Here is a 24,542-nt window from a genome sequence, read left to right as displayed (position 1 = left end):
TGCGGAGGATGAATTGTTCTGGCGCGACCCATACCCCCGGTCCGTACCCGGCGGGGAGCGGAGCGCGGGACGTGGTCGGCCCACCCCACCCTTGACGGGTCAACCCGCACCGATGAGTGTGGGCCTCACGTCCAGGTGGCCCACACCCTACGTCGGCACGGCGGTTCCAGCACGCCGGCAGACCTCCAGCGCTGTGGAGCCGGGATCCGCCTCGGCCCAAGGGGGGCCCGCGAGAGAAAGGTCGGGAACATGGCTACAGCAGTGCGCAACAGGGGTCTGGGAGTCCTCGCTGTCGCGGGAGCCCTCGCGTTCGCCGGTGCGCCGGCGATCGCCGTCGGGGCACCGTCGGTGGCGCCGGCCCCCTACACCTGCGCCGGCGGTGAGATCCCCTCGGGCACCTACACCAGGCTCACGGTCACCGGGGAGTGCTCGATCGCGGCCGACGCTGTGGTGCACGTCCTCGGCAACGTGCAGGTCGCCCGTGGCGCCTCGCTCGATGCGCAGAGCGTGCCGTCCACGCTGACCGTCGGGGGCAACGTCACGGGCACCTCGGTCGGCTTCGTGGGCCTGGGCTGCCAGCCGCCCGCGGCCACCGGCAACTCGGCACACCCCTGCGTGGAGCCGTACGAGGATGACCAGTCGGACATCACCGTCCACGGCAACGTGACCGTGACCAGCGCGGCCGCCGTGATGCTCAACGGCATCGAGGTCCACGGCAACGTGACTCTGACCGGCGGCGGCTCGACGATCCCCTGGTCGATCAAGAACAACACGATCGACGGCAACCTCACAATCACCGGGCAGAGGACCGAGTGGCTCGGGGTGCTCTTCAACAGCGTCGGCAAGAATGTGACGCTCACCAACATCGCGCTCAGCGACCCGCACCCCGGAGCTCCGGGCGTCTACATCGTCCGCAACAACGTCGAGGGGAATCTGACCTGCACAAAGCTGACACCCGGCGTCTCCGGTGGCTTCGTGCCGGGGAGCGTCAACGTGGTGGGCGGCAACGCGACGGGACAGTGCGCGGACCTCGTCTGAGTTGAGGGGCTCGCCTGATCAGGGCGGCGTCGAGACTACGGCGTCCATCCGCCACTGCCCGGCACAGGGAGCTGCCGGGCCGGGTGGATGTCGTAGTCGGCCATGTAGTCGAACACCCCGCGCAGCTCGACGCGGGCGGGGTCCCGGTAGTAGGCGCGCTGCGCGTCGGGGAACTCCGCCCACTCCCCGTCGAATCCGAACGCCCAGGTGAACATGTTCTCCGGGCGGTCGGCGACGGCGAACAGGCATGGGAAGCCGTGGCGTTCGCGGACGGGGACGATCCGTCGCCAGATCGTCAGGAACTCGTCCCAGGAACCGACGATCGAGTACCTGCGCATGATCGCGAGTAGCGAGGGGTCGCTCACGGGAGTCATGACCTCAGCGTCGACGGGCCGGACCTTGACATTGCGGAACACATGCGGAGCCATCCGGGCCTGGATGTCCCGGTAGCGCGGATCATCCCGGAGCGCGGCGTTGCCCGCCTCCCCATCGGGGTGGGAGCGGAGCCAGGTGAACTTCGGTTCGGCATCGATCTCGACGAAGGCGCGGTGGACCTCGAACCCGGCACGGCGCATGACCGCCACCTCGTCGGACCAGAGCTCGAGGTAAGCGTCCAGATGGTGCGGCTTCACTGTGAACCGATGCAGCAACATGGCCAGAGGTTAGCGGTGACGACGAGCGTTGCGGGCCGGACGGGCTCAGCCCTCGAGGAGGCCGAGCTCCAAGGCCCGAAGGACGGCGCGGGTGCGGTCGCGCACACCGAGCTTGAGGAACACGCTCGAGAGGTGGTTCTTCACGGTCCCCGACGCCAGATGCAGCGCCCCGGCGATCTCGCCGTTCGAGTAGCCCGCCGCCGCGAGACGCAACACGTCGGTCTCGCGGGCGGTCAGAGGTTCGGGGCGGTCGTAGGCCTCCACACCGACGGGGCGGGCCGCGGCGGCCCGGAACAGGCGGTCCGTCAGGCCGGGCTGCAGCAGAGTTCCGCCGGCCGCCAGGGTGCCGATCGCCCCGACGAGCTGGTCCAGCGTGACGTCCTTGAGCAGATATCCGCGCGCCCCTGCGCGGAGGGCGCGCAGGACGAGCTCGTCGTCGTCGAAGGTGGTGAGGACCAACACGGGAACGCTCGAGCCACGCTCGGCCAGCGCCTCGAGGGTCGCGATGCCGTCACGTCGCGGCATCCGCAGATCGAGGAGGAGCACGTCGACGTCGGTGGCGGCGAGCAGCTCAAGGGCGGCGTCGCCGTCGTCGGCCTCGCCCACCACCTCGATCTCGTCGCTGAGCTCCAGCAGGCTGCGGATGCCCTGCCGCACCAGCGTCTGATCGTCGACCAGCCCCACCCGGATCATGGCGCCGGCACCCGTGCGGTCACGGTGAAGCCGCGGCCGGGACCGGACTCCACCTCCAGCTCGCCGCCGAGGTCCTCGAACCGCTCCGCCATGCCCCTGAGGCCGTTTCCGCGCACGATGCGGCGGACGCCCGCCCCGTCGTCGTGGGCGCGGAACATCAGCCCGTGGTCATCGGAGACGACCTCCACCTCCAGCCGGGCCGCGCCCGAGTGCCGCGCGGTGTTGGTCGCGACCTCCTGGACCGCACGGACGACGGCGAGCCGGCGTGCGTCGTCGAGGGGTTCGTGTTCCACCACTCGCAGGTCGACGGTGAGCCCGAGGCGTTCGACCACGTCGCGCAGGGTGGGCTCGAGCCCGGTGCGCGTGTCTCTCAGCTCACCGACGGTGGAGCGCACGTCCCCGAGGAGGTCCTTGGCGATGTCGCGGGCGCGGAGCACGTGGTCGCGGCCGGGTCCGTCGGTCCGGTGGCTGGCAACCTCCAGCTCGAGGGCCAGGGCGGTGAGCTGATGGCCGAGGACGTCGTGCAGGTCGCGGGCGATGCGCAGCCGCTCGGCCTCACGGCTGGAGGTGGCCAGCAGCGCGGTCGCGGCGTGGAGGTCGGCGTGCGCCGCGGCGAGCTCCGCTCGGGCGGTGGCCTCCCGCCGGGCCGTGGTGACCACGAGCGCCGCGAACACCTGGAACGCGAGGTAGGCCAGCGTCTGGAACACGACGTCGTCGGCCTCCCAGCCGGCCAACACCCCTCCGACGGGGATGATCACCGTCTGCGCGGCCACCAGCGCGACGACGGCCCGCGACGACAGGTCGAAGGCCGCGACCGCCGTCGTCACCACCGGAAGCAGGGCGGTCCAGCCCAGGTGCGGCGCGAGGAGCCACAGCACTGAGGCGGTGACGAACATCACGACGACCGAGACCACCGGTGGCCACGGCGGGCGGCGGCGGATGAGCTCAGATCCGGTGAGGAACACCGCGAGGTAGACCAGGTAGGCGGCCCACCACGCGACGACGACCGCCGGGTCAGCGCTGATCTCCGCGCGGGCGGCGAGCACGGCCACGCCCACCACCAGCACCGCCACGAGGCCGGCGCCCGCGCTGAGCGCCTCCTCCGCCTTGTTCGCCACACCCCGACTCTACGAGAGCCGAGCGGGCCGGGGACCTGCCATTGGTCATGGGTGCAGGTCGTGCCCTCCGGCACATCCGGCACCTGCCCCCGCGTTCGTAGCGTGAATGGTGACGAAAGGAGATCACCATGGCAGTCCTGGAGATGCGGGCGGTGCGCAAGGAGTACGGGGAGGTGACGGCCCTCGACGGGTTGGACCTCGCCGTCGAGCAGGGGGAGATCGTGGCGGTGCTCGGCCCCAACGGGGCGGGCAAGACCACCACCTTCGAGCTCCTGCTCGGCCTCATCCGCCCGTCCGCCGGCTCGGTGCGCGTGCTGGGTGAGGAGCCGGGTCCGCGGGTCCGCGGCCGGATCGGGGCGATGCTCCAGTCGGCCGGCCTCCCGGAGCAGGTGACGGTGCGCGAGCTCGTGAGGCTGATCGGGCGCAGCTACCCCCAGGCCCTCGATGTGGACGACGTGCTCGCCAGCACCGGCCTCACCGGGCGCGCCCGCCGGCCCGTCACTGCCCTCTCGGGCGGGGAACGCCAGCGGCTCCTGCTGGCCCTCGCCCTCGTCGGCGCCCCTGAGCTCCTCCTCCTCGACGAGCCGACGGCGGCGATGGATGTCGCGGCGAGGCGCACGTTCTGGGAGCAGGCCCGTGCCCTCGACGGCGCCACGATCGTGTTCGCCACCCACGACCTCACCGAGGCCGCCGCCGTCGCGGACCGGGTGCTCGTGGTGGCCCAGGGGCGGCTGGTGGCCGACACCACCGCGGACCACCTCACCAACCACGGCAGCGAGGACCTCGAAGAGGTCTTCCTCGCCCTCACCGCGGAGCGCACCTCCGCCCTCGACGACGGAGATGACCGATGACCACCAACCGCATGCCCGCCCGTCCGGCCTCCCCCGCGACCGCGCCCACCCGCCGGCCCGCCCGCCGCAACGGCGGCCCGGCCGGCCTCGCCCTGCTGGCCGCCGCCACCGAGCTGCGCGCCAGCCTCCGCACGCCCGAGTTCGCGGCGGGTGCCATCGCCATCCCCGTCATCCTCTACGCCATGTTCGGGCTGCCCAACGCCGACGGCATCCTGCCTGGCGGCACCGCCGTCGGGCTCGTGATGGCCGTCTCGATGTGCGCCTACGGCGTGGTGTCGCTGGCTATCTTCACGTTCGGCGAGGACGTCGCCAAGGAGCGGGGTCGCGGCTGGACGCGCACCCTGTCGGCCACTCCCCTGCCCACCTGGGTGTATCTGGCGGGCAAGCTCGCCAACGCCCTGGTGCTCGGCACCGTCATCGTCGCGGCCATCGCAACGCTGGCGGTTCTGTTCGGCGGGGCGGAGCTCCCGCTGGCCACCTGGGTGCGAGCGTGGCTGCTGATGCTGGCCGGCGTGCTGGCCTTCAGCACGCTCGGCTTCGCGATCGCGTTCGTGGCGCGGCCCCGCGCGGCGGCCATGATCGCCAACCTGGTGTTCCTGCCTCTGGCGTTCGCGTCCGGGTTCTTCGTGCCGATGAACCAGCTCCCCGAGGCCCTCCGCGACATCGCCGCGTTCCTTCCCACGTTCCACTTCGGCCAGCTCGCGCACCACCTGGTGATGCCCGCCTCGGACGTCGCCACCTGGACCGGTGCCGAGGCCCGCCCCCTGTGGGTGCATGTGAGCTGGGTGCTGGGGTCCGCCGTCGCCCTCGGCGCGCTCGCCCTCGTCGCGTCGCGCCGCGAGGCCGTCACCCGGCGTGGGTGATCCGCCTCCCGGCCGCTGGGCGGGTCGAAGCTCTGGCCCGTGAGGCGGTTACCCGCCATAGTTGTGGGACGTGACCGACGAGGGAAGGAACTGCGGATGGCCAGGCTCGTCTTCGGGATGAACATGTCGCTGGACGGGTATGTCGACCACGACAGGTTCGCGCCCGGACCCACGCTGTTCCGGCACTTCGTCGAGGAGGCCAGGACCCAGGCGGCCTCGCTGTACGGCCGCCGCGTCTACGAGCTCATGAGCTACTGGGACGACGACGATCCCTCCTGGGGCGAGGACGAGCGGGAGTTCGCCGTCGCCCACCGGAGGCAGCCCAAGTGGGTGGCCTCGAACACCCTCACCTCTGTGGGCCCCAACGCCAGGCTCATCGAGGGCGACCTCGAGACCGCAGTCAGCCGCCTGAAGGCCGACTACGACGGCGAGATCGCCGTGGCCGGACCACGGCTGGCCGCGACCCTGACCGACCTTGGACTGATCGACGAGTACCGCATCTATCTCCACCCCGTCGTGCTCGGCCACGGGGCCCCGTACTTCGCCGGGCCCCGCGGACGGCTGCGCCTCGTGAGCACCGAGCAGGTCGACGAGGATGTCCTCAGGCTGAAGTACGTGCCGGCCTGAGGCCTTGAGTTCCGGTCTTCCGGGACAAAAGCGAAGGCCGAGCACTTTTCAATGCTCGGCCTTCGCACATTGTTCGGGGGAGGACGGCTCCCAAACTCAAGTGGCTCTGAGACCTGCCCGTCCGTCTCGGCGGGCGTCGGCGATGTAGATCGTCGGCAATCCATCTGGAAACCACTTGACCGCTATGTCCATCGGAGCTTCTCCCGAAGGTTGTGCTCTCGTTGGCTTTCGCGTACCAACTATTGAACGCCTGACCGCCGGCCAGCGCAAGGCCCTGAAACGAAGAAATTCCTGAGAATTTCTTCGCATTCGGCCGCGTCGCTTGACAGCCTTGGCCGCGCGGACCGCGCCCCCGGGTCCGTATCAGACGGGGACCACCCGCCTCCTGTGATGCAGGGGGACGCACCACCGACGATGACTGCGATGACACCGGTGATGGGCCGGACCTCCCCCACCAAGAAGGAGCGACATGCCCCTGAGCCACGGCTACGGCCTCGTGATCGGGACCAAGCACGACTACTTCCGCGACCCACCGGACGACTTCGGGCGTTACTACCACGGAAACCTGGTGGTGCACGCCCCCGCCGGCAACTACAAGTGCGCCATCGACGTCGACCCGAAGAACATGCCCGACGGCATCCAATGGCGGAGGGTCAGGATCCGGGCCGCCGACTTCGCGGCGACGAAGGCGCTTCCCGACGGCTGGCACACCCTGCCGTCGACCCCGACCTCGGGGGCTCTTGACTACCTCAGGGCCCGGTCGCTGCATCCGCCTCTGGTGATCCGCACGGTCCGCTTTGCCCGGTTCCTGTTCCGCCTGCTGGCATGGCTGCGCTGGAATCCCCCGTGGAACAGCGGGACGGGCATCGAGGCGCTCACCGATCTGGAGACGATCCTCAACCAGGGGGTCCGCTTTTACGTCTTCGGCGAGCCCTTCACCAGCGGCCTTGGGGTGCACAACATCCACCAGAATCAGGGTGACCCCATCGGCAGCGGCCACGACCTCGAGAACGGCATCTGGCAGGACGGCGCCACCGTGGTCGAGACCAACAGCGGGGAGTACCTGGCGTTCCTCAACAAGTTCAAGACCCAGTCGTTCAAGACCGACAATCTCGGCCGCCCGGCCTGATGAAGCTCACCGGACTCGAAGGAATCCTGGCGGCAGCCGTTAGGGAGAACCCGCCGCCGGGCTAGCCTCATGGCCGACGGACCGGTCGCCCGCAGGCAGGCGCCGCCCCCGGACCACCTCGAACGACTTGGTGACGGCGGCCACGAGCGGCGGCGCGAGGACCATGCCGAGCAGTCCCGCGACGGTGCCGCCGATGAGCGTGGAGAGCAACACCACCAGCGGATGGATGCGCAGGGCTGAGCCCAGCGCCCAGGAGCTGACCGCGCTCTGGATGGTGCCGTTGGAGATCAGGAACGTCAGACCGATGATCCCGGCCGCGGGCGCACCACCGGACCCGAAGGCGATGAGGACCGCGAACGCGCCCGTGATCCAGGCCCCGAGGAACGGGATGAACGACAGGACGAAGTAGAGGATGAAGATCGAGGCGGCCAACGGCACGCGGAGCAGCAGCAGCGGAATCATGAAGATGGGCGCCGTCGCCAGGGCGGTGATGGCGATCCCCTTGAAGTAGCCGCGCAGTGACTGCTGCACCACGGTGGCCACCTCCTCGGCCAACGCCGGGTCCCACGACGCGGCCCTCGCGAGCCATCCGGGGAAGCTCCGGCCGTCTCGCAGCACGAAGAAGAGGAAGAACAGGGCGAAGAAGGTGCCCATGCCGAACGCCAGGGCGCCGGAGAAGGTGCCGGACGCGAGGCCGACGATGCCCTGGGCCAGGCGCGGCACGTACTCCTCGAGGTTCGCGCGGGCGCGCGCGAGCAGCACCGGGTCCAGGTCCAGCGTGCGGCCCCAGGCCAGCAACGACGTCCAGCCGGCCTCGAGCTGCCGGTAGATCTGGGGCAGCTCGCTCAGGAAGCCGCGCACGACGACGGTGACGGTCGCCGCGGCGAGCGCGATGGCCACCAACAGGCCCACGACGGAGGCGAGCAGCCTGCTGAGCCCCCACCCCTCCAGCCGCGACACCAGCGGCTCCAGGACCACCCCGATGATGAAGGCCACCACGAGCGGCACCACGATGCCGTTGATCGCGCCCAGCGCCGTCGACAGGATCACCATGAGCACGACGACGCCGACGGCCGCCCAACTCGCCCTCCCCAGCCGGAGGAGGCTGGCCATCTGCGCGCGCTGCGGAGTGTCCTTCACGTTGACTCGATTCACTGTGCGGAGGGCCCGACGCGGGCCACGCCGTCGTCGCCATGTGTGGGCACGCGGGGCGGCATGGGACGCCCCAGGTGTGGGCCGAACACTAGCAGCCCGACCGGGCTGCGACTGGGGTCGACACCATGCCGGGCCCGGTGATCAGCCCTCCCCCACCTGTGCGCCCAGCCAGTCCATCAGCGGCCGGTAGGCCCGCCAGTCTGCCGCGACACGGCCCACCAGAGCGGAGGTGGCCAGCCAGTCCGGGGCGCCGTACTCGCGCGAGGCCGTCAACGTCCGGTGCCGCATCAGATCGAGGAGCGGATGGTCCTCCTCGACGCCCCGCGGCCGGGTCTTGAGGCGGTCGCCGTCGACGACGTAGCCGGCGTCCCGCAACCCATCCACGATCCCCTGCAGCTCTTCCCCCGCGTCCTCGTCGTCGAGCGCGGCGCGGTAGCGCGCGACCTGTCCCGGGCTCGCCGCGTACCAGCCGGCCGCGGTCATCAGGCCCTCGGCGCTGACCTGCACGTACCAGCCCATTCGCGACGCCGTCGAGACGACGACCCCCTGGTGCGTCTTGTAGGGGGACTTGTCCTGGGAGAAGCGGACGTCGCGGTTGGGACGGAACACCTTGAAGGCGCCGAACTCCTCCTCCAGGGCCGCGCCGAGGCCAGCCATCGGGGCACGCACGACGGTGTCGTACCGCTCCCGGTTGGCCGCCCACCACTCGCGCGAGTTGTTGAGCTCGAGCTCCTCATAGAAGTCCACCGCCTCGAACGGAATCCCCTCGGCTGCACCCATGCCGCCAGCCTAAGGCGTCGATGAGGTGCCTGTTCCGCGCTCAGGTGAGGGCCCGCGTCGGTCGAGCCGTGGGGTGGCCGCGAGGGAGGGTCTGCGGGTACCTGTGTACTCAGGCACTCCCTCGCGTGGCGGAGGTCGGGTTTGATGGGTGGAGACAAGCAGACGAAGGGGAGAACCTTGACCACCACCTCCATCCCGGCCGTGACGCTGAACAACGGCGTCGAGATGCCGATCATCGGCTTCGGCGTGTTCCAGATCCCGGCCGAGCAGACCCAGCAGTGCGTCGAACAGGCCCTCGCGGCCGGCTACCGGCACCTCGACACCGCGGCGTCCTACGGCAACGAGGAGGCCGTCGGCCTCGCCATCAAGGCGAGCGGCCTCCCCCGCGAGGACCTGTTCGTCACCACGAAGCTCTGGATCCAGGCCAAGCCCGGAGAGGACGCCGTCAAGCGCGCGTTCGTCGCCTCCATGAAGCGTCTGGGCCTCGATCAGCTCGACCTGTACCTCATCCACCAGCCGTTCGGCGATTACTACAGCGCCTGGCGCGCCATGCAGGACCTCCACCGCGAGGGGGCCATCCGCGCCATCGGCGTGTCGAACTTCCACGGCGACCGGCTCGTCGACCTGATCGAGCGCAACGAGGTCACCCCGGCCGTCAACCAGGTGGAGACGCACCCCTTCCATGCCAGGTTCGCCGATCAGGAGCTGATGCGGGAGCGCGGCGTGCAGATCGAGTCCTGGGGCCCGTTCGCGGAGGGTAAGAAGGACCTGTTCACCAACCCGACGCTCACCGCGATCGGCGACGCGCACGGCAGGTCGGTCGCGCAGGTCGTGCTGCGGTGGCTCACGCAGCGCGGGGTGGTGGTGATCCCAAAGTCGGTCCGCCCGGAGCGGATGGCGCAGAACCTCGACATCTTCGGCTTCGAGCTCACCGACGACCAGATGCAGGCGATCGCGGCGCTGGACACGGGCGCGTCGCTGTTCTTCGACCACCGCGACCCCGCGATGGTCAGCTGGCTCAACGGCCGCGCCGAGGGCTGACCGGGCGCCTGCGCGCACCCGTCACCTGACGGCACACCTCAGCCCGAGGTGACGAGCCTGCGCAGCGCGTGACGGGCGATGGGGGCGTAGCCGAGCGCCACCGGCCACGCCGCGTGCACCACGAGCCACGCCGAGCTCACCTCGCCCGAGCCGGGCGGGGCCGCGTCCACCCCGTGCTCGAAGGACAGCCGCAGCGGGCCGCTGGTCACGCTCCAGGACCAGGTGCGCGCGGCCTCGTCGACGGCGTCGATGCGGAAGTGCGCAACCACACCGCCCACGCCCCTGACCCGCCCCGTCGTCCCCGGCGTCACGACCGGCGCCGGGTAGTCCACCTCGCGGAGATGGGGCGCCCACCGGGGCCACCACGCGGGTTGGGTGTATCGCTGCCACACCTCGTCCACCGGCAGGGGGCCGCGCGCCCTCAGGCGGAGCGTGCCGCGGAGGAGGGAGGTCACCCCGTCCCCTCGGCTCCCCCGCCGTCGTCGTCCCCGGACCCCCATCCGGCGGTGAGGACGATTTCGGCCCCCTGCGTGTCGTCGACGAGCCGTGCCAGCAGCCCGGAGGCCGTTGTCGAGCACAGCAGCGCGTAGTGGTCCATCGAGCTGAGCGGCGCGATGCCTGCCACCTGCCAGATCCGCTCGCCCAGCTTGGGCGACAGCTCCACGTCGGCCGGCCAGGGGAGCTCGACGAACTCGCTCGCCCTGGCGAGGGTCGCCCGCACCACGGCCTCGGCCTCGGCGAGCTGCGCCCGGGTGGACTCGTCGAACTCGACGGCGGCGAGCTCGCGCACCTCTGCCCGCGGGAACGGGTCGTCCTGCAGCCAGCGCACCACCTCGAACCGGCTGGTGCCGTTGGCGAGCAGGTGGATGGAATCCTGGGCCACTTCGACCGACACGATGCGCGCCACCGTCCCGACGTCGAACCTCACGTCGCCGCCGCCCACCTCGGAGCCCCGCTCGATCAGCACCACCCCGAACTCGCGCTCGGTCCCGGCGAGTAGAGACGACAGCATGGCCACGTAGCGCGGCTCGAAGACCCGCAGCTGCAACGGCATCCCCGGAACCAGCACAGAACCGAGGGGAAACATCGCGAGCTCACGCGTGGCGCCGGTCATGACGTCGATCCTGCCCGACACCGCCCCGGGACGCGGCCCATGCGCGAGATCGATTCGACGGGTGCCCACCTCGGCGCAGACACGCCACCTCGTAGAGTGCGGGTGTCGGCGGCGCCTGCCGCCAACTGTTACGGGTCGCGGGGGTCCGAATGTCGTCGTCACAGCAGCAGCCGGGTCCGGTGGCCCACCCTTGGCGCGGGGTGCTGATCTGGGGCGGCGTCGCAGCGCTGGGATCGGTCGGCCTCATCGTCGTGCAGGTGGCCCTGTTCGCCCTCTGGCCGCCGGTGCACACCGTCGGCGAGGTGTTCGCGCTCATGGTCGCCAACCCGGTGCTGGGCCTGGTGTCCATGGACGCGCTCTACGTCGTCAACAACATCCTGGTGTGGCTGTTCTATCTGGGTCTGGGTGCGGCGCTCCTCCCGGTCTCGCGTTCCGCCGCTGCAGGAATCGTCGGGCTGGGCACGCTCCAGATGGCCGCGTACCTGGCCTCCAACCCGGCAGCCGAGATGCTCGTGCTCGCCGGGGCACATTCGACAGCAGGCGCCGAAGAAAGGGTCGTGCTTGAGGCGGCCGGAGAGGCGCTGCTCGCCGGCTGGAAGGGGACCGCGTTCCTCACCTACTACTGGCTCGGCGCGGCCGTGCTGTTCGTCCTGGTCTGGGCGCTTCGGCGGTCCGCCGACTTCCCGCCCTCGGCCGCCTGGTGGGCGCTGGTCTCAGGCGTGCTCATGCTCGTCCCGTCGCCGTTCGGCACCGTCGGGATGGTTTTCGCCCTGGCGTCACTCGTCCCGTGGAGCGTGTTCTGCGTCGTCGCGGGCCGGAGGCTACTCCGCCTCGCGTCGGCGCGAGAAGGTCAGGTGCGTGACGCCGCTGGGTGAGGAGACGGCCTCGACGTCGAAGGACTCCTCGATCCCCTCCAGCCCGTCCCAGAGGCGGACGCCGCGGCCGAGGACGATGGGCACCTGAACCAGGTGCATGTGATCGATCAGCCCGGCAGCGAGGAAGTCGCGCACGACGGTGGGTCCCCCGCCGATGCGCACGTCCAGACCGTGGGCCGCTTCGCGTGCGGTCTGCAGCGCAACAGCGGGGCTGGCGTCGAGAAAATGGAACGTGGTGCCGCCGTCCATCACCATCGGCGGCCGCGGCCGGTGGGTGAGCACGAACGTCGGCGTGTGGAACGGCGGATTGGGGCCCCACCAGCCCGTCCAGTTCGGATCGTCGTGCCAGCCCGGAGGGCCGAACTTGTTGGCGCCCATGATCTCGGCTCCGATGCCCACGCTGTGGCGCTGCGCGAAGGCGTCGTCCACCCCGGCGCTGCCCGATGGGTCCCAGAACCGCGTGGCCATCATCCACGTGTGCAGCCTCTGCCCCGCGTGGCCGAAGGGCGCCTCCTGCGACTGCGGCTCGCCGGTGGCGAAGCCGTCCAGGGAGATGGACAGGTTGTGCACTCGCGTGCGGGACATCGCGCCTCCAGTGGTGATCGCCCCGTGGGGACCCGAACTCTACCCGTGGGCCACACCCCGTCGTCGCTTTCGCGCCTGCCTTCCGTCTCGACGCCTGTCTTGGTCACGGACGCCTGCTCTATAGCGCAGGCGCTCTCGGGGCGCCTGCCTTCCCGCGGTGCGCCTGCCCTCCAGGGCAGGCGGAGAACGATAAGGCAGGCGTGAGCGCCCGAGAGGCGTGGCGACGGCCAGGCAAGCACCACCCCTCCCGATATCCTGACCCACGGCGGGCGCGGGGGCGCTCGCCACACGGGAGGAAGCTGATGCGTCAACAGGGGACGATCACACGCTGGAACGACGAACGCGGCTTCGGCTTCATCACTCCCGCATCCGGAGGTCAGGCAGCCTTCGTCCATGTGAGCGCGCTTCCCTCCGGGACCCGCCCCACCGTCGGATCCACGGTCACCTACCGTCCCGACGCCGACGAACGGGGACGCCCGCGCGCCGCCGACGTCCAGTACGCGGGTCAGGATAGGCGCCGTCGTGTGCTTCCACAGGGAACGGTCGCGGCCGTTATCGTGGCGACGGCGTCCGTCGGGCTAGTGGGCGTTCTCGCGGCCGTGGAGGTGCTCCCCCTGGCGGTGCCGGGAGTGCTGCTTGTGATGAGCGTCGTCGCGTACGTCATGTACCGATCCGACAAGGCGGCGGCCGTTCGCGGTGAGCGACGGGTCCCGGAGTCCACCCTTCACCTCGTGTCCCTGATCGGCGGCTGGCCCGGCGCCCTGATCGCGCGGCACACGCTGCGGCACAAGACGCGCAAGCAGCCGTTCAGGACGGCGTACTGGCTCACGGTCGTCGCGAACTGCGGCCTGATCGCCTGGTTGGCGGTTGCTCAGCCCCTGCCGTTCTGACTGCGCCCTCGCCCAGCCTCGTCCGGGATCCGACGACGAGCCGGAGCCTCAGGCGACGCCGAGGAACGCCCGGAGCTCGGCGGAGCCGTTGACCTGGACGGGGTCACCACGGACGAACGTGCCGGGCGTGAGCAGCAGCCGTTGCTGCTCGGCCGCCTCCCCCCGCCGCGACACCCACTGCCGCCCATTGGGCAGGTAACCCACCTTGCGGCTGACCGCCAGGGAGGCCGGGTTGTCGAGGAAGGCCGACGACGTGATGCGTTCGGCCCCGAGGTGGTCGAAGGCGAACGCGCACACGGCCCGGCGCATCCGCGTGCCGATCCCGTGGCCGTGGAAGCGGCGGGCCAGCCACGACCCCGTCTCCAGGGTCCGGGTGACGGAGAAGCTCTCCCCCTCCACCGCCTGGATCCCGACCACCTCACCCGCCCGTCGGACCACCAGCTGAAGGTTGACGGCCCCGGGTGTCTGACCGGCGACGGTGCGGCCGAAGTAGCGCACGTAGTTGGCGGGCAGTTCGCCCGCCGCCGCGTCGGTCCACGGGTAGAGGAACGGCATCTGGGCCGGATCGTGGATCCCGTCCAGGACCAGTTCGACGAGCTCAGGCAGGTCACCCTCGCGGACCACGGCCAGGGTCAGGTCACCGGCCGTGATCCGAAGCGCGTAGGGCGGCCAGATCTGCTCCAGCGAGAGACGAGTCATGCGCCCAGTGTGGCGAACACCGCGGCTCATCCGCGACGAACGCGCTCACCGCTCCAGCCGCAGACCGGTCAGGTCGGCTGCGGCGTCCATCAGCCGGGCGGCGGCCGCGGCGTCCCGCGTCGCGGGGTGCGAGCGGGCGCGCGCCGGCCTCCCCCTGGTCAGCCAGCGCGGCCCCCAGCACTCGCCGTTGCCGGCCCCCGGACACGCGGCAGCGGTGAGCACCGGCCGGGCGCCCTCGTGCTTGCCGTGGGTGAAGAGCCGCACCGGGGCCCGCATGATGCGCGCGACGTCGGGCTGGTTGATGGCCACACCGTCGCGGGGCGGGGACAGGAAGTCGACGGCCGTCCCCGGGTGAGCCCCCAGCGACGCCACTCCGTCGCCGTGTCGCGCGAGCCGACGGGCGAGTTCGCCCATCAGGGTGGCGGTGGCCAGCTTGGATTGGCCGTACTTGGCGAGGTCGGAGGCCCGCAGGCCTGGGGGGGGCACCGCGTCCGCGGGCAGTGGCGCGCCGCGGTCTCCGATGCTGCCGACGAACACGCACCGTCCCCCCGAGGCACGCACCAGGGGCAGCAACGCCGCCGTCAGGGCGTAGTGGCCGAGGAAGTTGGTGCCCCAGAACAGCTCGTGGCCGTCCGCCGTCGTCTGCCTGCGCACGCCCCGCTCGGCGGCCGGCTTCACGTGGTCGGGGTAGCCGATGGCACCGGCGTTGGCCACGAACACGTCTAGCGACGGCAGGCCGGCCATGGCCTCCGCGGCGGCAGCGACCGACGCGAGGTCTGCCAGATCAAGGGGTTGGAAGGAGACCGAGGCCCCGGGGACCTCGGCCTCGATCGCGCGCCGCGCGGCCCGCGCCCGTTCCGCATTGCGACCCGCGATCACGACTCGGGCCCCCAAGGACGCGAGCCCCTCAGCGGTGAAGTAGCCGATCCCCGACGCCCCGCCGGTGACCACGGCGATCCTGCCGGTGAGGTCCGCGAGCCGGTGATCATGGCCGACGGCGCGGCACGCGGTGGCCGGCTCCCTGAAACGTGTAGGCATGGGCGGCTCCTCGTCCAAGCACGGTCGCGCCACACGGCAGCGGCGCGGGGTCGGGGCTCCGACCCGGACAGGACGCTACAGGGGGCGCCGGTCCACCCCTCGCCAAGATGGACGCCTGCAGTCACCTCGCAGGGCATCATCATCGCGGCTTGACTAGCGTCGCGAGGGAGCGACCAGAACTGCCGCGGACCGGCTCTACGTCACGAAGCGGCCGATGAGGTAGAACAGCCAGACCGCCATCACCACCGCGCCCGCTCCGAGCCCCACACGTGCCGCCCACGTCCGATCGCCTCTGGCGATCAGGTACGCGCCCACCAGCAGGGCGAACGCGCCGAGGCCGCACGACAGCACGACCGGGTCGGTGAAGGGGATGGGTGTGAACTCGGCGGCGCCCGGCGGAGGAGTGCGTCCCCTCAACCGGGGAGAGGCGAAGCCCACAATCAGGAACAGGGCCCCGAGCACCCCGGTTCCCAGCCCTGCCCAGCGCATCCAGCCGGCCGTGCTTCCCCGACGGCGCAGCCCCTCCCCCACAACCAGCGCCGCCACTGCCGCGGCGCAGCCGGCCGCAGCACTGATGAGAAGCGCCCACAGGTACATCACGGCTGCCTCATCCCCTTCCTGAACTCATCATGCGTCCGAGAGCGGATAAATGTGCACGTCTGGTGCCGACTACGACACCAGACCTGCCACTCAGTCCCCGACATTGTCAGTGGGGGCGCCCAGACCTCAGGCCAGGGCGACCGCCTGGTCGAAGGCCAGGCGAGGGTTGCGCGGGTAGATGCCGTCCTCGGCGGCGTGGCCGATGTTGACCACCATGATCGTGCGCATCGACGACCCTGCGAAGAACTCCCGATCGATGCCGGCGAGGTCCACACCGCCCATTGGCCCCGCGTCGAGGCCGGCCGCCCGCACGGCGAGAATGAAGCCGCCGGCCTGGAGCCAGGCGTTGTTCACGGCCATGGAGTGACGCTGGTCCGCGTTCGCGGCGAACCGCTCCCGGGCGCCCGCGTGCTGCGGCGCCACGACCGGCAGGTGCTCGTGGAAGTCGGTGTCCGCGGCGAGGATCGCCACGACCGACGCCGACGCAGACTTGGCCCGATTCCCCTCCGCGATCAGCGGAAGCAACCGCTCCTTGGCATCCGGCGTCCGCACGAAGGTCACCCGCAGCGGCTGGCTGTTCAGCGCCGTGGGCGTGTACTTCGCCAGCTCGTAGACCCGGGCCAACTCCTCGTCGGTCACCGGCTCGGAGGTGAACCGGTACGCGGTGTGCATGTCGGTGAAGATGCGGTCGGCGGAGATGTAGTCGACGGGGGCGGTCAGTGTCATGGTGCGGGCAATCCTCCAAGTAGTTGACTATTGCACTATATCACCTGGGCAGGGCCCTACGACCCCCAGGCTTCCCCGCTGTTCCTCACCGCCGGCGCTGAGTACGGCTAGCGTGAAACCAGGGTCTGCGGTGGCCGTGTCCCCGGCGGCTGCAGCCCCGTCGACAGAGAGGCTCTCCCATGCCTGGACTCAGGACTCAGATCAGCCAGATCGTCCGTCGCCCGTGGTGCTGCCCACCGCCGACAGCCCCCTCGGGCCTCACCGCGACACCTGGAGGTGGCAGCGCGGAGGTCCAGATCACCTGGGATCCGCTGGCCGCCCCGGCATCCGTGGCCCACTACCGGGTCTACCGGCGCAAGACCACCGGGCAGTTCTACCTCTTGGCCGTGATCACCGCCGACGCGCTGGGGCTTCTGGTGCCGGGCAAGCTGGGGATCGTCGACGCCCCCGACTACTGGCCCTGGCCCTCCGGAGCCGACGCCTCGACGGAGCGCTGCTACGCCGTATCGGCGGTCTCGACCCGCGGCCTCGAAGGGCCGATGTCGGGGATCGCCTGCTCCTTGCCGTCGTAGTCCGCGCACCACCCAGGACGGGCGACGAGGTTGACGACGAGGCGCGCGCCTAGCCGTCCGTGGCCTATCGCACCGCTGGGTGACTCCACACGAGCACTTGCGATGTCCCACGGACCGGATGCTTGCGTTCGCCGTGGCCCGTCGGCCCAGTGGTGACACTCTGGTGGCATGACGGAGCAGCAACCGTACGAGGTCCTCCGGCGCTTCCCGCGCTTCGAGGTGCGCCGCTACCCGGAGCACCTGGTGGCCGAGGTGGAGGTGGACGGCTCGTTCACGGGCGCCGGGAATCAGGCGTTCGGGACGCTGGTGGCCTTCATCTCGGGCCGCAACAGCGCGCAGGGCAAGGTCGCCATGACGGCACCGGTGGTGCAGGAGCAGGCGTCGGCCAGGATCAAGATGACCGCGCCCGTCGTCCAGCAGTCCGGCGCAGCAGACCGGCACGTGGTGGCCTTCGTGATGCCGGCCGAGTACTCGCTGGAGACGCTGCCCACACCGTCGGACCCCCGCGTGAAGGTGCGGCAGGTCCCTGAGCAGGTGGCCGCGGTCAAGGGCTTCACCGGACGCTGGACGGAGCATATCTACCGGAAGCAGTTGGCCGAGCTCCGCGCCGCCGTCGATCAGGCCGGCCTGGAGGCCTGCGGGGTGCCTCGGTTCGCCCGCTTCGACCCTCCCTGGACACCGTGGTTCCGCCGTCGCAACGAGGTGGTGCTGCCCGTCTCGTGGCCCCCGCGCTACATTGACGAGGCTCGGGACCCTATGGGACCACGAAGTTGATCCACAGCTCTCCGCGCTTCACTCCTCATCCCGGTCCACCGAGATGGCCTCGACGAACTCCTGGTCATCGCCTTGGCGGTCGAACTGCGCGACGAGGGCGGCCTGCCGCCGCGCTTCACGTGCGAACTGTTCAGTTCGCACGTCGGGCACCCATACCTGCACGGGACGGTAGCCGCGCGCACGCATGCGATGGCGGTGCTGCCTCACCCTGTCCCTGACACTCATGAGCCGAGGTTACGTGCAACGTGGGCTCGGGCGAACGGTGTGTGGCGTGTAGTGCGTGCCGACGCCACGACCCCGCCTCAGCGCCAATTGTGACGCCGTGCAACTACTGCGGCTGTGCTGCGATGACCCAGATTCCGACGATCGTGAGTACGACGTAGAAGACGAACGGCGGAATGTCACGAGTGACTACGAACAGCGCCACGAAGGCCACAGCTGCGATCAACACGACCACCCCGACCCACGTCGCGAAGCCGAGACACGCCACACCGAGTAGTGCCAGGCCGGCCAGCGTCAGCCACACATAGCCGAGCCACGACGAGGCCGGCAGCTCTCCACGTGCGAACTCCTCGATCCGACGGCCGCGACGCGCGCAACTGACGCTCCACAACACCGCACCCACGAGCATGGCGATTCCGGCGCCACCGGCGAGCAGCCGGTCCTCCCCGGACCAGGCTGTCCCCAGGACCACCACGCCCATCGCAGCGAGCAACGGGCCCGCGGCGTAGAGCCACTGCGCCCTCCTCCACGCGTCGGCCCCGGCCTGCAGCAATGCGAGGCGCTCGTCGGGCTCCCGCACCGTGAAGACCCGCGGGACGCCATAGGCCGCGCCGACGAAGAAGACAACCGAGCCCAGAAGCATGAGCCAACCACCCAAGGTCACCATGGACACAGAGTATGAGTCTGGGCTTCACCGCCCGTCGAAACGCCCCACGCCGACCTTCCAGTCGGCAGATCTGCGCACCGGCCCATCGGGGGCGGGCTGGAACGCTCGATCCATAGAAGGCCCGGGTTAAGGCCAGCCTCGTGCGGCATCTCAGCGGGCACGATGGGCTGCGCCTTGGTTGGCGACGGGTCGCGTGGTCGCGTGGCAGTTCTGGTGCCGACTACGAGACCAGACCTGCCACTCAACACCATCGCCGGAGAGGCGAGTGTCGCCGCGGTCAGGAGCCCTCAGACGCTGGGCCACCCCAGCGCGGAGACGGTCCCCCACCGCCGCCCTCCACGCTCAGCACGGTGGCAGGTCACCGCCACTACCGGCGCCCTTCCGCGGCAGGGATGCCCGCCACCCCCACGTGCCGAACCCCCTACCGCGGAGACGCGCCCACAGTGGCACCGCGTGTTCCACCCCCTGAGCGTGACCGTGATCACTGCAAACGCGAGGGCTCGAACTCAGCAAACGTGAGCATCTTGTCCTTGCGATCTTGAACGACCGACCATCGACAGATCCGGCTGTGACCCAGTCCAACACCAGCGCTGGGACTCGTGGCAGCACCGCTCAAGCGGGGGTGGGTAGCAGCGACGACGGCGTGCCGCTGTAGGTGACCACCAGCTCGTCGCGCGCCCTCGACGCCGCCACGCACAGCAGCGACCTCTCCCGCAGCTGCGCCTCGCTCAGCTCCTCGTCGTCGTAGTCGTAGGCCTTCAGCCCCATCGGCATCGAGTCCTTGCTCAACCCGAACAGCAGCACCCGCGCGAACTCCGTCCCCTTCGCCCGGTGCATCGTCAACACCACCGGGTAGCCGGGCTTCACCGAGCCCGTCTCCAGCGCCCGCACCTCGACGCCCCTCCCCCAGCCCTGCGACGACGCGGTCAGGGTCACCCGGTCGCGCACCAGCACCGCGACCGTCTCAGGCGCCACCTCACCGCTGCCCACCCAGGACCCGACCAGGTCCGCCGCGAAGTCCAGCTCCGCCGTCAGCGTCGGGAACGACCGCACCACCGGCCGGGGCCCCGTCCGGGCGGACAGGTAGCCGGCCATGGACTCGGCCTCGCCGTCGGAGCCGACGACCTCCTGCCCGGTCAACACCCCGACGGCCCACGCCAGGTTCTGCGCCGTGGTGCGGTAGTTGAGCTTCAGCCCCCGAGACCGCCCCACGGCCCGGGTCCCGCACCACCCCCCGCGAGGGCGTCGATGCTCTTGATTGTGGAGGCCGCGCGTCGGCGGCGTCGGCCAAGCGCGGTCCCCTACGCCCACCGCCCAATCGAATTGACGCTCAGGTTGGCCAATCAGCGAGATGCCAGCAGGCATCCCCGCTGGACACGAACTCAATAGCGTCAACCTGGATTAGCAGAGAGGTCGTGCTGCCGCGCTGCCACTCGGTCACCCACTCCTCCCCGCCGCCAGCGCCGACACGTCGGCCAGAAACGACTCCCTCGGCACCCAGTTCGGGCCGTGACAGCGCGTCGATCTCCACGTGAGGGATGCCCTGCTGACCTGCGATGCGGGACGCCAACGTCGTCTTGCCGGACCCGGAGGTGCCCGCGACCAGCACGCGGCGCGGGCAGGCCTGCAGTGGCTGAGCGGAGGTGAGCAGAGACACGCCGCAAGCGTGGCACACGGCGGCTACGCCGACCTTGTCGCGGTCCGCTCGGCCGCCTGACTCATGGACGGTTCATCTGCCGCGGGATCCCCACGATGCGGCGACTCGTCACGAGGCTGACCACCATCGCCATACAGGCTGAGTAGGTCTGGATCGATCAGCGAGAGGCCCGGAACGCCCGCGGTGACACGCCGTTCACGCTGGTGAATTGCCGCGAGAAGTACAGAGGGTCGCTGTAGCCGACCAGCCGGCCGATCTGCGTGACGGAGTAGCTGGTGGTCATCAAGAGTTCCCGTGCCCTCGCGGACCGCTGGTGCTTGATGTAGTCCGTGATGCTGGTGCCGACGGCGGAGCGGAAGATCGAGGCGGTGTGGGAGGGACTCAGGTTCACGAGCGAGGCGAGCTCTTCCACGCGGATCGTCGATGTCAGATTGTCGCGGATGTAGGTGCGCAGGAGGTCGATGCGATCGACGTGATCCGGATGGCCGCCCAGACGCTGGGCTGCGAGCTGGGTCAGCAGATGCCACGCAATCCCGCCACCGGCGGTGATCGTTGCTGAACTCTCCTCCTCCTCGTACTTGGTCAGGATCTCGTCGATGAGTTCCGACGCCTTGACGAGGTCGCGCACGGGAAACACTGCGGCATCGTCGCCAGTCACAATCGCGTCCATGAGCTCGGCAACTGCCGTCCCGTCGATGTGTATCCACCAGATGGTCCACGGATCCCTGGCGTCGGCCCAGTACACGTGCGGGGTGTTCGGGCTGATGACAGCGGCCTGTCCCGACTCCACACGCCACTCGTCCTCGCCCGCGCGGAGGTAGCCACAGCCGGCAACAGCCAGGATCACGATGGCATCTGCGCTCCCCCTGGGGCGGCTCCTTCCGTGCGCCAAGGCGTGTGGGAAGTAGCCGACATCCGTCACGAGCAGCCGACCAGTGATGGGTGACACCAGCGCCGCCTGCCTCACCGGCCTGGCCAGTACCCGCAGCCTCTCGCCCGGAAAGCCGTCCCACACGAGCCGACGACCGATCAGCGGATCATCCATGTTCTTCGATAATCTCTAGATATACAAGGGGTGCAGCCGTGCATAGCATCGTCACATGCTCAATGTAGAACGCGGAACAAGTTCCCGTCCGGGGTTGACTGAGCATCTCGCGATTCGTCGACGACACCCCTAAGCAGCTATCAAGAACTCAGGAGAGATCCCCATGCCCACCACCCAGCGCGCGACCAGCGCGGCCTCGACCGAGCCCGGCAGCCCGAGCACGATCACGCTGCCGGACGCCCCGGCCGACCTGCGCCCGGTCCTCGCGGCCGGCAACGCCGTCGCCTGGAGTGAACCGCTGACCATCCTGACGTACGAGGCCGGGACGCCGAGCGTCCACCCGATGTACTTCGACCACCGCGTCTACCAGGGCTCCAGCGGCAAGGTCTACCCGCTGCCGTTCACCGACCAGGTCGCCGACGACGGCGTCGAGAGGCAGTGGCAGGCGGTCCACCTCGAGAACGCCTACGTCCGGCTGGTGGTGCTCCCCGAACTGGGTGGCCGCCTCCACATCGGGTACGACAAGACCACCGGCTACGACTTCTTCTACCGCAACAACGTGATCAAGCCGGCCCTGGTGGGCCTCGGGGGCCCGTGGATCAGCGGCGGAGTCGAGTTCAACTGGCCCCAGCACCACCGGCCCGGAACCTACCTGCCCACCGAGTTCACCATCGAGCACGACGACGACGGCTCGGTCACCGCATGGTGCCACGACCACGAGCCGTTCGAACGGATGTCGGCCCACCACGGCGTGCGGCTGAGGCCGGACAGCTCCGTCGTGGAGGTCCGGGTCCGCCTGCACAACCGCACGAGCACGCGCCAGACGTTCCTGTGGTGGGCCAACGTCGCCGCCTACGTGGGGGACGAGTACCAATCCTTCTTCCCGGAGGACGTGCGCTACGTCGCGGACCATGCCCGACGCGCCATCACCGCCTTCCCCGAGGCCGACCGGGACTACTACGGCGTGGACTACGCCAAACGCGGCCGAGAGAACCCTGGGACCAACCGGATCGACTTCTATCACAACATCCCCGTGCCGACGTCGTACATGGTCGTCGACTCCGAGCAGGACTTCTTCGGCGGCTACGACCACACCCGGGGCGCCGGCTTCGTGCACTGGGCGGAGCGGCGCCTCTCTCCGGGCAAGAAGATGTGGACGTGGGGCGACGCCCCCTTCGGCCACGCCTGGGACGCCCAGCTGACCGACGCTGACGGCCCGTACATCGAGCTCATGGCCGGCGTCTACACCGACAACCAGCCCGACTTCGCCTGGCTGATGCCGGGTGAGACCAAGGTGTTCTCCCAACACTGGTACCCCATCCCGGAGATGGGGCCCGCCCATCAGGCGACTCCTGATGCCGCAGTCAACGTCGCCCGCGACGCCGCCGCCGAGGCGAGGTTCGCCGTCACCTCGCCCCAGCCGGGCGCGCGGCTGCGACTCCTCCGCGACGGCGCCGTTGTCGCCGAGCGGACCGTCGACATGGCTCCTGGTCTCGCCGAGTCCGTCGCGGAGGAGGCCGCCGGCCGCGGTAACCTGGCCGCGGAACTGCAGGATGCGGACGGCCGCCTCCTCGTGCGATGGACGCCCATCTTGGTGGAGGACAAGGGAGAGCCCTGGGTGGCCCAGGAGCCACCCGCACCCGATGCCATCGAGACGACGGAGGAGCTCTACCTCACCGGGCGGCACCTGCACCAGTACCGCCACCCCACCCGCTCACCCCTGACCTACTGGCGCGAGGCGCTGCGCAGGGACCCGGGCGACATCCGCTCCAACCTGGCGCTCGCCGAGCACGAGTACCGGATCGGGCGGTACGAGTCAGCGCTGACCCATGCCACCACCGCGATCGAGAGGCTGACCAGGCGCAACACCAACCCCACCGACACCGAGGCCTACTACCTGGCCGGTCTCACCCTGCGCCGGATGGGCCGCGAGGAGGAGGCCGCGCGACACCTCGGCAAGGCCGGCTGGGACGCCCGCTGGGCGCCGGGGGCGGGGTTCGAGCTGGCGCAGTTGCTGGCGAAGCAGGGGCACAACCGCGCGAGCCTGCGGGTCCTCGATACCCTCGACGGCGTCGTCGGCCACGACCCGCGGCGGACCGCCCTGCGCGCCATCATCCTGCGGCGGCTCGGGGACGACGGTACGGCCAGCAAGCTGCTGGAGGAGGGGCTCCGGATCGACCCGTTGGACGCCATGCTCCGCGTGCTCTCCAGACCAAGGCATCCGAACGATGCCGGCATCCTGCTGGACGTGGCGTGGGACCTCATCCACGCCGGGTCCCTGAGCGAAGCCCTTGCCGTCCTCGACGACGCCGTCGCCGCGCCGATCACCGCACAGGGCAACTTCCGCCCGCTCGCGCACTACGTTGCCGCCGCGGTGCTCGAGGACGTGGGCCGCGACGACGACGCCGCCGCACGCCGATCCCAAGCCCGCAGTGCCGACCTCGACCGGGCCTTCCCCCACGGACTGGACGCCCACGACGCGCTGGTACGAGCCGTCGCCGCGGACGAGTCCGACCCCGTCGCGAGATTCCTGCTCGGCATGCTCCACTACCACAACCACCGCAGGACCGAGGCCATGGAGCTGTGGGACGCCGCGATCGCGCTCGGCTTCACCCACCCGGTGCTGCTGCGCAATGCCGGCCTGGCCAGCTACAACGTCGCCCGTGACGATCGCATGGCCTGGCAACGCTACGAGGAAGCGGTCGCCTCCGCCCCCACCGACGCCCGCATCCGCTACGAGCAGGACCAGCTGGCCACCCGGCTGGGACAGACACCCGCCGAACGACTCTCCCGGCTGCGGGACGTCGAGGAGCTCGTGCTGAGGCGCGACGACTTCACGATCGAGTACGTGATGCTGCTCGTCTCCGATGGCCAGGCCAAGCGCGCCATGGAGATCCTCACCACCCGTCAGTTCCATCCTTGGGAGGGCGGCGAGGGCAAGGCCCTGGCGGCCTGGGACGCGGTTCATGAAGCGCTTGGGTCGGAACCTGCCGACCCGCCGGCCAACCTCGGGGAGGACCGAGCCGAGTACGCGCCCCCGGCCCCAGTCCGCGACGATGGCGTGACCGAATACTTCGCCACCAGCCACCCGACGATGCTCCTGTTTGCGCGTGAGTAGTCAGCCGATCAC

28 protein-coding genes are annotated in these 24,542 nt (G+C 70.2%); 11 read left to right on the top strand and 17 right to left on the bottom strand.

Annotation, left to right across the window (positions count from 1 at the left end):
- Positions 1–249: 249 nt before the first annotated feature.
- Positions 250–1,038 carry a hypothetical protein gene (locus ACX1D3_RS09965; RefSeq protein WP_458993733.1) on the top strand — a complete coding sequence of 263 codons (789 nt, stop codon included), beginning with the start codon at positions 250–252 and terminating at the stop codon, positions 1,036–1,038.
- Between the two features lie 35 nt (positions 1,039–1,073).
- Here the strand turns inward: ACX1D3_RS09965 and ACX1D3_RS09960 are convergent, their stop codons facing one another.
- From ACX1D3_RS09960 to ACX1D3_RS09950, 3 genes are read right to left on the bottom strand one after another with little or no spacing between them, the layout of a single operon-like run.
- Positions 1,074–1,691, bottom strand: coding sequence for a hypothetical protein (locus tag ACX1D3_RS09960; protein ID WP_458993732.1), 618 nt, complete (start codon positions 1,689–1,691; stop codon positions 1,074–1,076).
- Between the two features lie 45 nt (positions 1,692–1,736).
- Positions 1,737–2,384 (bottom strand): response regulator, encoded by a 648-nt coding sequence (locus ACX1D3_RS09955; RefSeq protein ID WP_458993731.1) that lies wholly within the window; start codon positions 2,382–2,384, stop codon positions 1,737–1,739.
- On the bottom strand, positions 2,381–3,502 hold the full coding sequence (locus ACX1D3_RS09950; RefSeq protein ID WP_458993730.1) for a sensor histidine kinase: 1,122 nt from the start codon (positions 3,500–3,502) through the stop codon (positions 2,381–2,383). Before ACX1D3_RS09950 ends, ACX1D3_RS09955 begins: the two co-directional genes overlap by 4 nt.
- A 128-nt stretch (positions 3,503–3,630) precedes the next feature.
- On the opposite strand from ACX1D3_RS09950, the gene ACX1D3_RS09945 reads away from it, so the two are divergent.
- From ACX1D3_RS09945 to ACX1D3_RS09930, 4 genes are all read left to right on the top strand, one after another.
- Positions 3,631–4,353, top strand: a complete 723-nt coding sequence (locus ACX1D3_RS09945) for an ABC transporter ATP-binding protein (protein WP_458993729.1) — start codon at positions 3,631–3,633, stop codon at positions 4,351–4,353.
- Positions 4,350–5,216, top strand: a complete 867-nt coding sequence (locus tag ACX1D3_RS09940) for an ABC transporter permease (protein WP_458993728.1) — start codon at positions 4,350–4,352, stop codon at positions 5,214–5,216. The genes ACX1D3_RS09945 and ACX1D3_RS09940 overlap by 4 nt, the downstream gene beginning before the upstream one ends.
- Before the next feature lie 96 nt (positions 5,217–5,312).
- On the top strand, positions 5,313–5,843 hold the full coding sequence (locus ACX1D3_RS09935; RefSeq protein WP_458993727.1) for a dihydrofolate reductase family protein: 531 nt from the start codon (positions 5,313–5,315) through the stop codon (positions 5,841–5,843).
- A gap of 469 nt (positions 5,844–6,312) precedes the next feature.
- Positions 6,313–6,972 carry a DUF2278 family protein gene (locus tag ACX1D3_RS09930; RefSeq protein ID WP_458993726.1) on the top strand — a complete coding sequence of 220 codons (660 nt, stop codon included), beginning with the start codon at positions 6,313–6,315 and terminating at the stop codon, positions 6,970–6,972.
- A gap of 39 nt (positions 6,973–7,011) precedes the next feature.
- Here ACX1D3_RS09930 and ACX1D3_RS09925 read toward each other — a convergent pair whose 3' ends face one another.
- A complete protein-coding gene (locus tag ACX1D3_RS09925; RefSeq protein ID WP_458993725.1) occupies positions 7,012–8,112 on the bottom strand; it encodes an AI-2E family transporter in 1,101 nt (366 codons plus the stop codon).
- A gap of 156 nt (positions 8,113–8,268) precedes the next feature.
- Positions 8,269–8,907, bottom strand: coding sequence for a DUF2461 domain-containing protein (locus ACX1D3_RS09920; RefSeq protein WP_458993724.1), 639 nt, complete (start codon positions 8,905–8,907; stop codon positions 8,269–8,271).
- Positions 8,908–9,132: 225 nt separating this feature from the next.
- Between ACX1D3_RS09920 and ACX1D3_RS09915 the strand changes: the two genes are divergently transcribed.
- A complete protein-coding gene (locus tag ACX1D3_RS09915) occupies positions 9,133–9,948 on the top strand; it encodes an aldo/keto reductase (protein WP_458996520.1) in 816 nt (271 codons plus the stop codon).
- 38 nt (positions 9,949–9,986) lie between these two features.
- On the opposite strand, the gene ACX1D3_RS09910 is transcribed toward ACX1D3_RS09915, so the two are convergent.
- The gene (locus ACX1D3_RS09910; protein ID WP_458993723.1) at positions 9,987–10,403 is read right to left on the bottom strand and encodes an SRPBCC family protein; all 417 of its coding nucleotides are present in this window, start codon (positions 10,401–10,403) and stop codon (positions 9,987–9,989) included.
- Positions 10,400–11,062 (bottom strand): LON peptidase substrate-binding domain-containing protein, encoded by a 663-nt coding sequence (locus tag ACX1D3_RS09905; protein ID WP_458993722.1) that lies wholly within the window; start codon positions 11,060–11,062, stop codon positions 10,400–10,402. The genes ACX1D3_RS09910 and ACX1D3_RS09905 overlap by 4 nt, the downstream gene beginning before the upstream one ends.
- A 149-nt stretch (positions 11,063–11,211) precedes the next feature.
- Between ACX1D3_RS09905 and ACX1D3_RS09900 the strand changes: the two genes are divergently transcribed.
- Positions 11,212–11,937, top strand: a complete 726-nt coding sequence (locus ACX1D3_RS09900) for a hypothetical protein (protein WP_458993721.1) — start codon at positions 11,212–11,214, stop codon at positions 11,935–11,937.
- Here the strand turns inward: ACX1D3_RS09900 and ACX1D3_RS09895 are convergent.
- Entirely contained in the window at positions 11,884–12,522 is a 639-nt protein-coding gene (locus tag ACX1D3_RS09895; protein WP_458993720.1) for a dihydrofolate reductase family protein, read from the bottom strand. The two genes, ACX1D3_RS09900 and ACX1D3_RS09895, sit on opposite strands and share 54 nt — an antisense overlap.
- A gap of 302 nt (positions 12,523–12,824) precedes the next feature.
- Between ACX1D3_RS09895 and ACX1D3_RS09890 the strand changes: the two genes are divergently transcribed.
- Positions 12,825–13,412, top strand: a complete 588-nt coding sequence (locus ACX1D3_RS09890; protein WP_458993719.1) for a DUF1294 domain-containing protein — start codon at positions 12,825–12,827, stop codon at positions 13,410–13,412.
- A gap of 48 nt (positions 13,413–13,460) precedes the next feature.
- Here the strand turns inward: ACX1D3_RS09890 and ACX1D3_RS09885 are convergent, their stop codons facing one another.
- The 4 genes from ACX1D3_RS09885 to ACX1D3_RS09870 form a co-directional block, all read right to left on the bottom strand.
- Entirely contained in the window at positions 13,461–14,111 is a 651-nt protein-coding gene (locus ACX1D3_RS09885; protein WP_458993718.1) for a GNAT family N-acetyltransferase, read from the bottom strand.
- 45 nt (positions 14,112–14,156) lie between these two features.
- The gene (locus tag ACX1D3_RS09880; RefSeq protein WP_458993717.1) at positions 14,157–15,149 is read right to left on the bottom strand and encodes an SDR family NAD(P)-dependent oxidoreductase; all 993 of its coding nucleotides are present in this window, start codon (positions 15,147–15,149) and stop codon (positions 14,157–14,159) included.
- A gap of 195 nt (positions 15,150–15,344) precedes the next feature.
- On the bottom strand, positions 15,345–15,749 hold the full coding sequence (locus ACX1D3_RS09875; RefSeq protein WP_458993716.1) for a hypothetical protein: 405 nt from the start codon (positions 15,747–15,749) through the stop codon (positions 15,345–15,347).
- A gap of 126 nt (positions 15,750–15,875) precedes the next feature.
- Positions 15,876–16,475, bottom strand: a complete 600-nt coding sequence (locus ACX1D3_RS09870) for a malonic semialdehyde reductase (RefSeq protein ID WP_458993715.1) — start codon at positions 16,473–16,475, stop codon at positions 15,876–15,878.
- A 179-nt stretch (positions 16,476–16,654) separates the two neighbouring features.
- Between ACX1D3_RS09870 and ACX1D3_RS09865 the strand changes: the two genes are divergently transcribed.
- Both ACX1D3_RS09865 and ACX1D3_RS09860 read left to right on the top strand, forming a co-directional pair.
- The gene (locus tag ACX1D3_RS09865) at positions 16,655–17,047 is read left to right on the top strand and encodes a hypothetical protein (protein ID WP_458993714.1); all 393 of its coding nucleotides are present in this window, start codon (positions 16,655–16,657) and stop codon (positions 17,045–17,047) included.
- 168 nt (positions 17,048–17,215) lie between these two features.
- Positions 17,216–17,821, top strand: coding sequence for an SOUL family heme-binding protein (locus ACX1D3_RS09860; protein WP_458993713.1), 606 nt, complete (start codon positions 17,216–17,218; stop codon positions 17,819–17,821).
- Between the two features lie 18 nt (positions 17,822–17,839).
- On the opposite strand, the gene ACX1D3_RS09855 is transcribed toward ACX1D3_RS09860, so the two are convergent.
- From ACX1D3_RS09855 to ACX1D3_RS09835, 5 genes are all read right to left on the bottom strand, one after another.
- Complete coding sequence (locus tag ACX1D3_RS09855; RefSeq protein ID WP_458993712.1) at positions 17,840–18,046, bottom strand: antitoxin MazE family protein; 207 nt, start codon at positions 18,044–18,046, stop codon at positions 17,840–17,842.
- 103 nt (positions 18,047–18,149) lie between these two features.
- Positions 18,150–18,710 (bottom strand): hypothetical protein, encoded by a 561-nt coding sequence (locus tag ACX1D3_RS09850; RefSeq protein WP_458993711.1) that lies wholly within the window; start codon positions 18,708–18,710, stop codon positions 18,150–18,152.
- A 612-nt stretch (positions 18,711–19,322) separates the two neighbouring features.
- Positions 19,323–19,922, bottom strand: coding sequence for a 3'-5' exonuclease (locus tag ACX1D3_RS09845; protein WP_458993710.1), 600 nt, complete (start codon positions 19,920–19,922; stop codon positions 19,323–19,325).
- Positions 19,923–20,040: 118 nt separating this feature from the next.
- Positions 20,041–20,367: an AAA family ATPase gene (locus tag ACX1D3_RS09840; RefSeq protein WP_458993709.1), complete on the bottom strand. Its 327-nt coding sequence runs from the start codon at positions 20,365–20,367 to the stop codon at positions 20,041–20,043.
- 157 nt (positions 20,368–20,524) lie between these two features.
- Entirely contained in the window at positions 20,525–21,412 is an 888-nt protein-coding gene (locus ACX1D3_RS09835) for a helix-turn-helix domain-containing protein (protein ID WP_458993708.1), read from the bottom strand.
- 163 nt (positions 21,413–21,575) lie between these two features.
- Here ACX1D3_RS09835 and ACX1D3_RS09830 point away from each other — a divergent pair, with 163 nt between their 5' ends.
- Complete coding sequence (locus ACX1D3_RS09830; RefSeq protein WP_458993707.1) at positions 21,576–24,530, top strand: DUF5107 domain-containing protein; 2,955 nt, start codon at positions 21,576–21,578, stop codon at positions 24,528–24,530.
- Positions 24,531–24,542: the final 12 nt, after the last annotated feature.

It is taken from the genome of Tessaracoccus yangjingae (assembly GCF_054483935.1).
The sequence above is the reverse complement of the archived record's forward strand: the minus strand, read 5'-3'. Positions and strand labels throughout refer to the sequence as shown.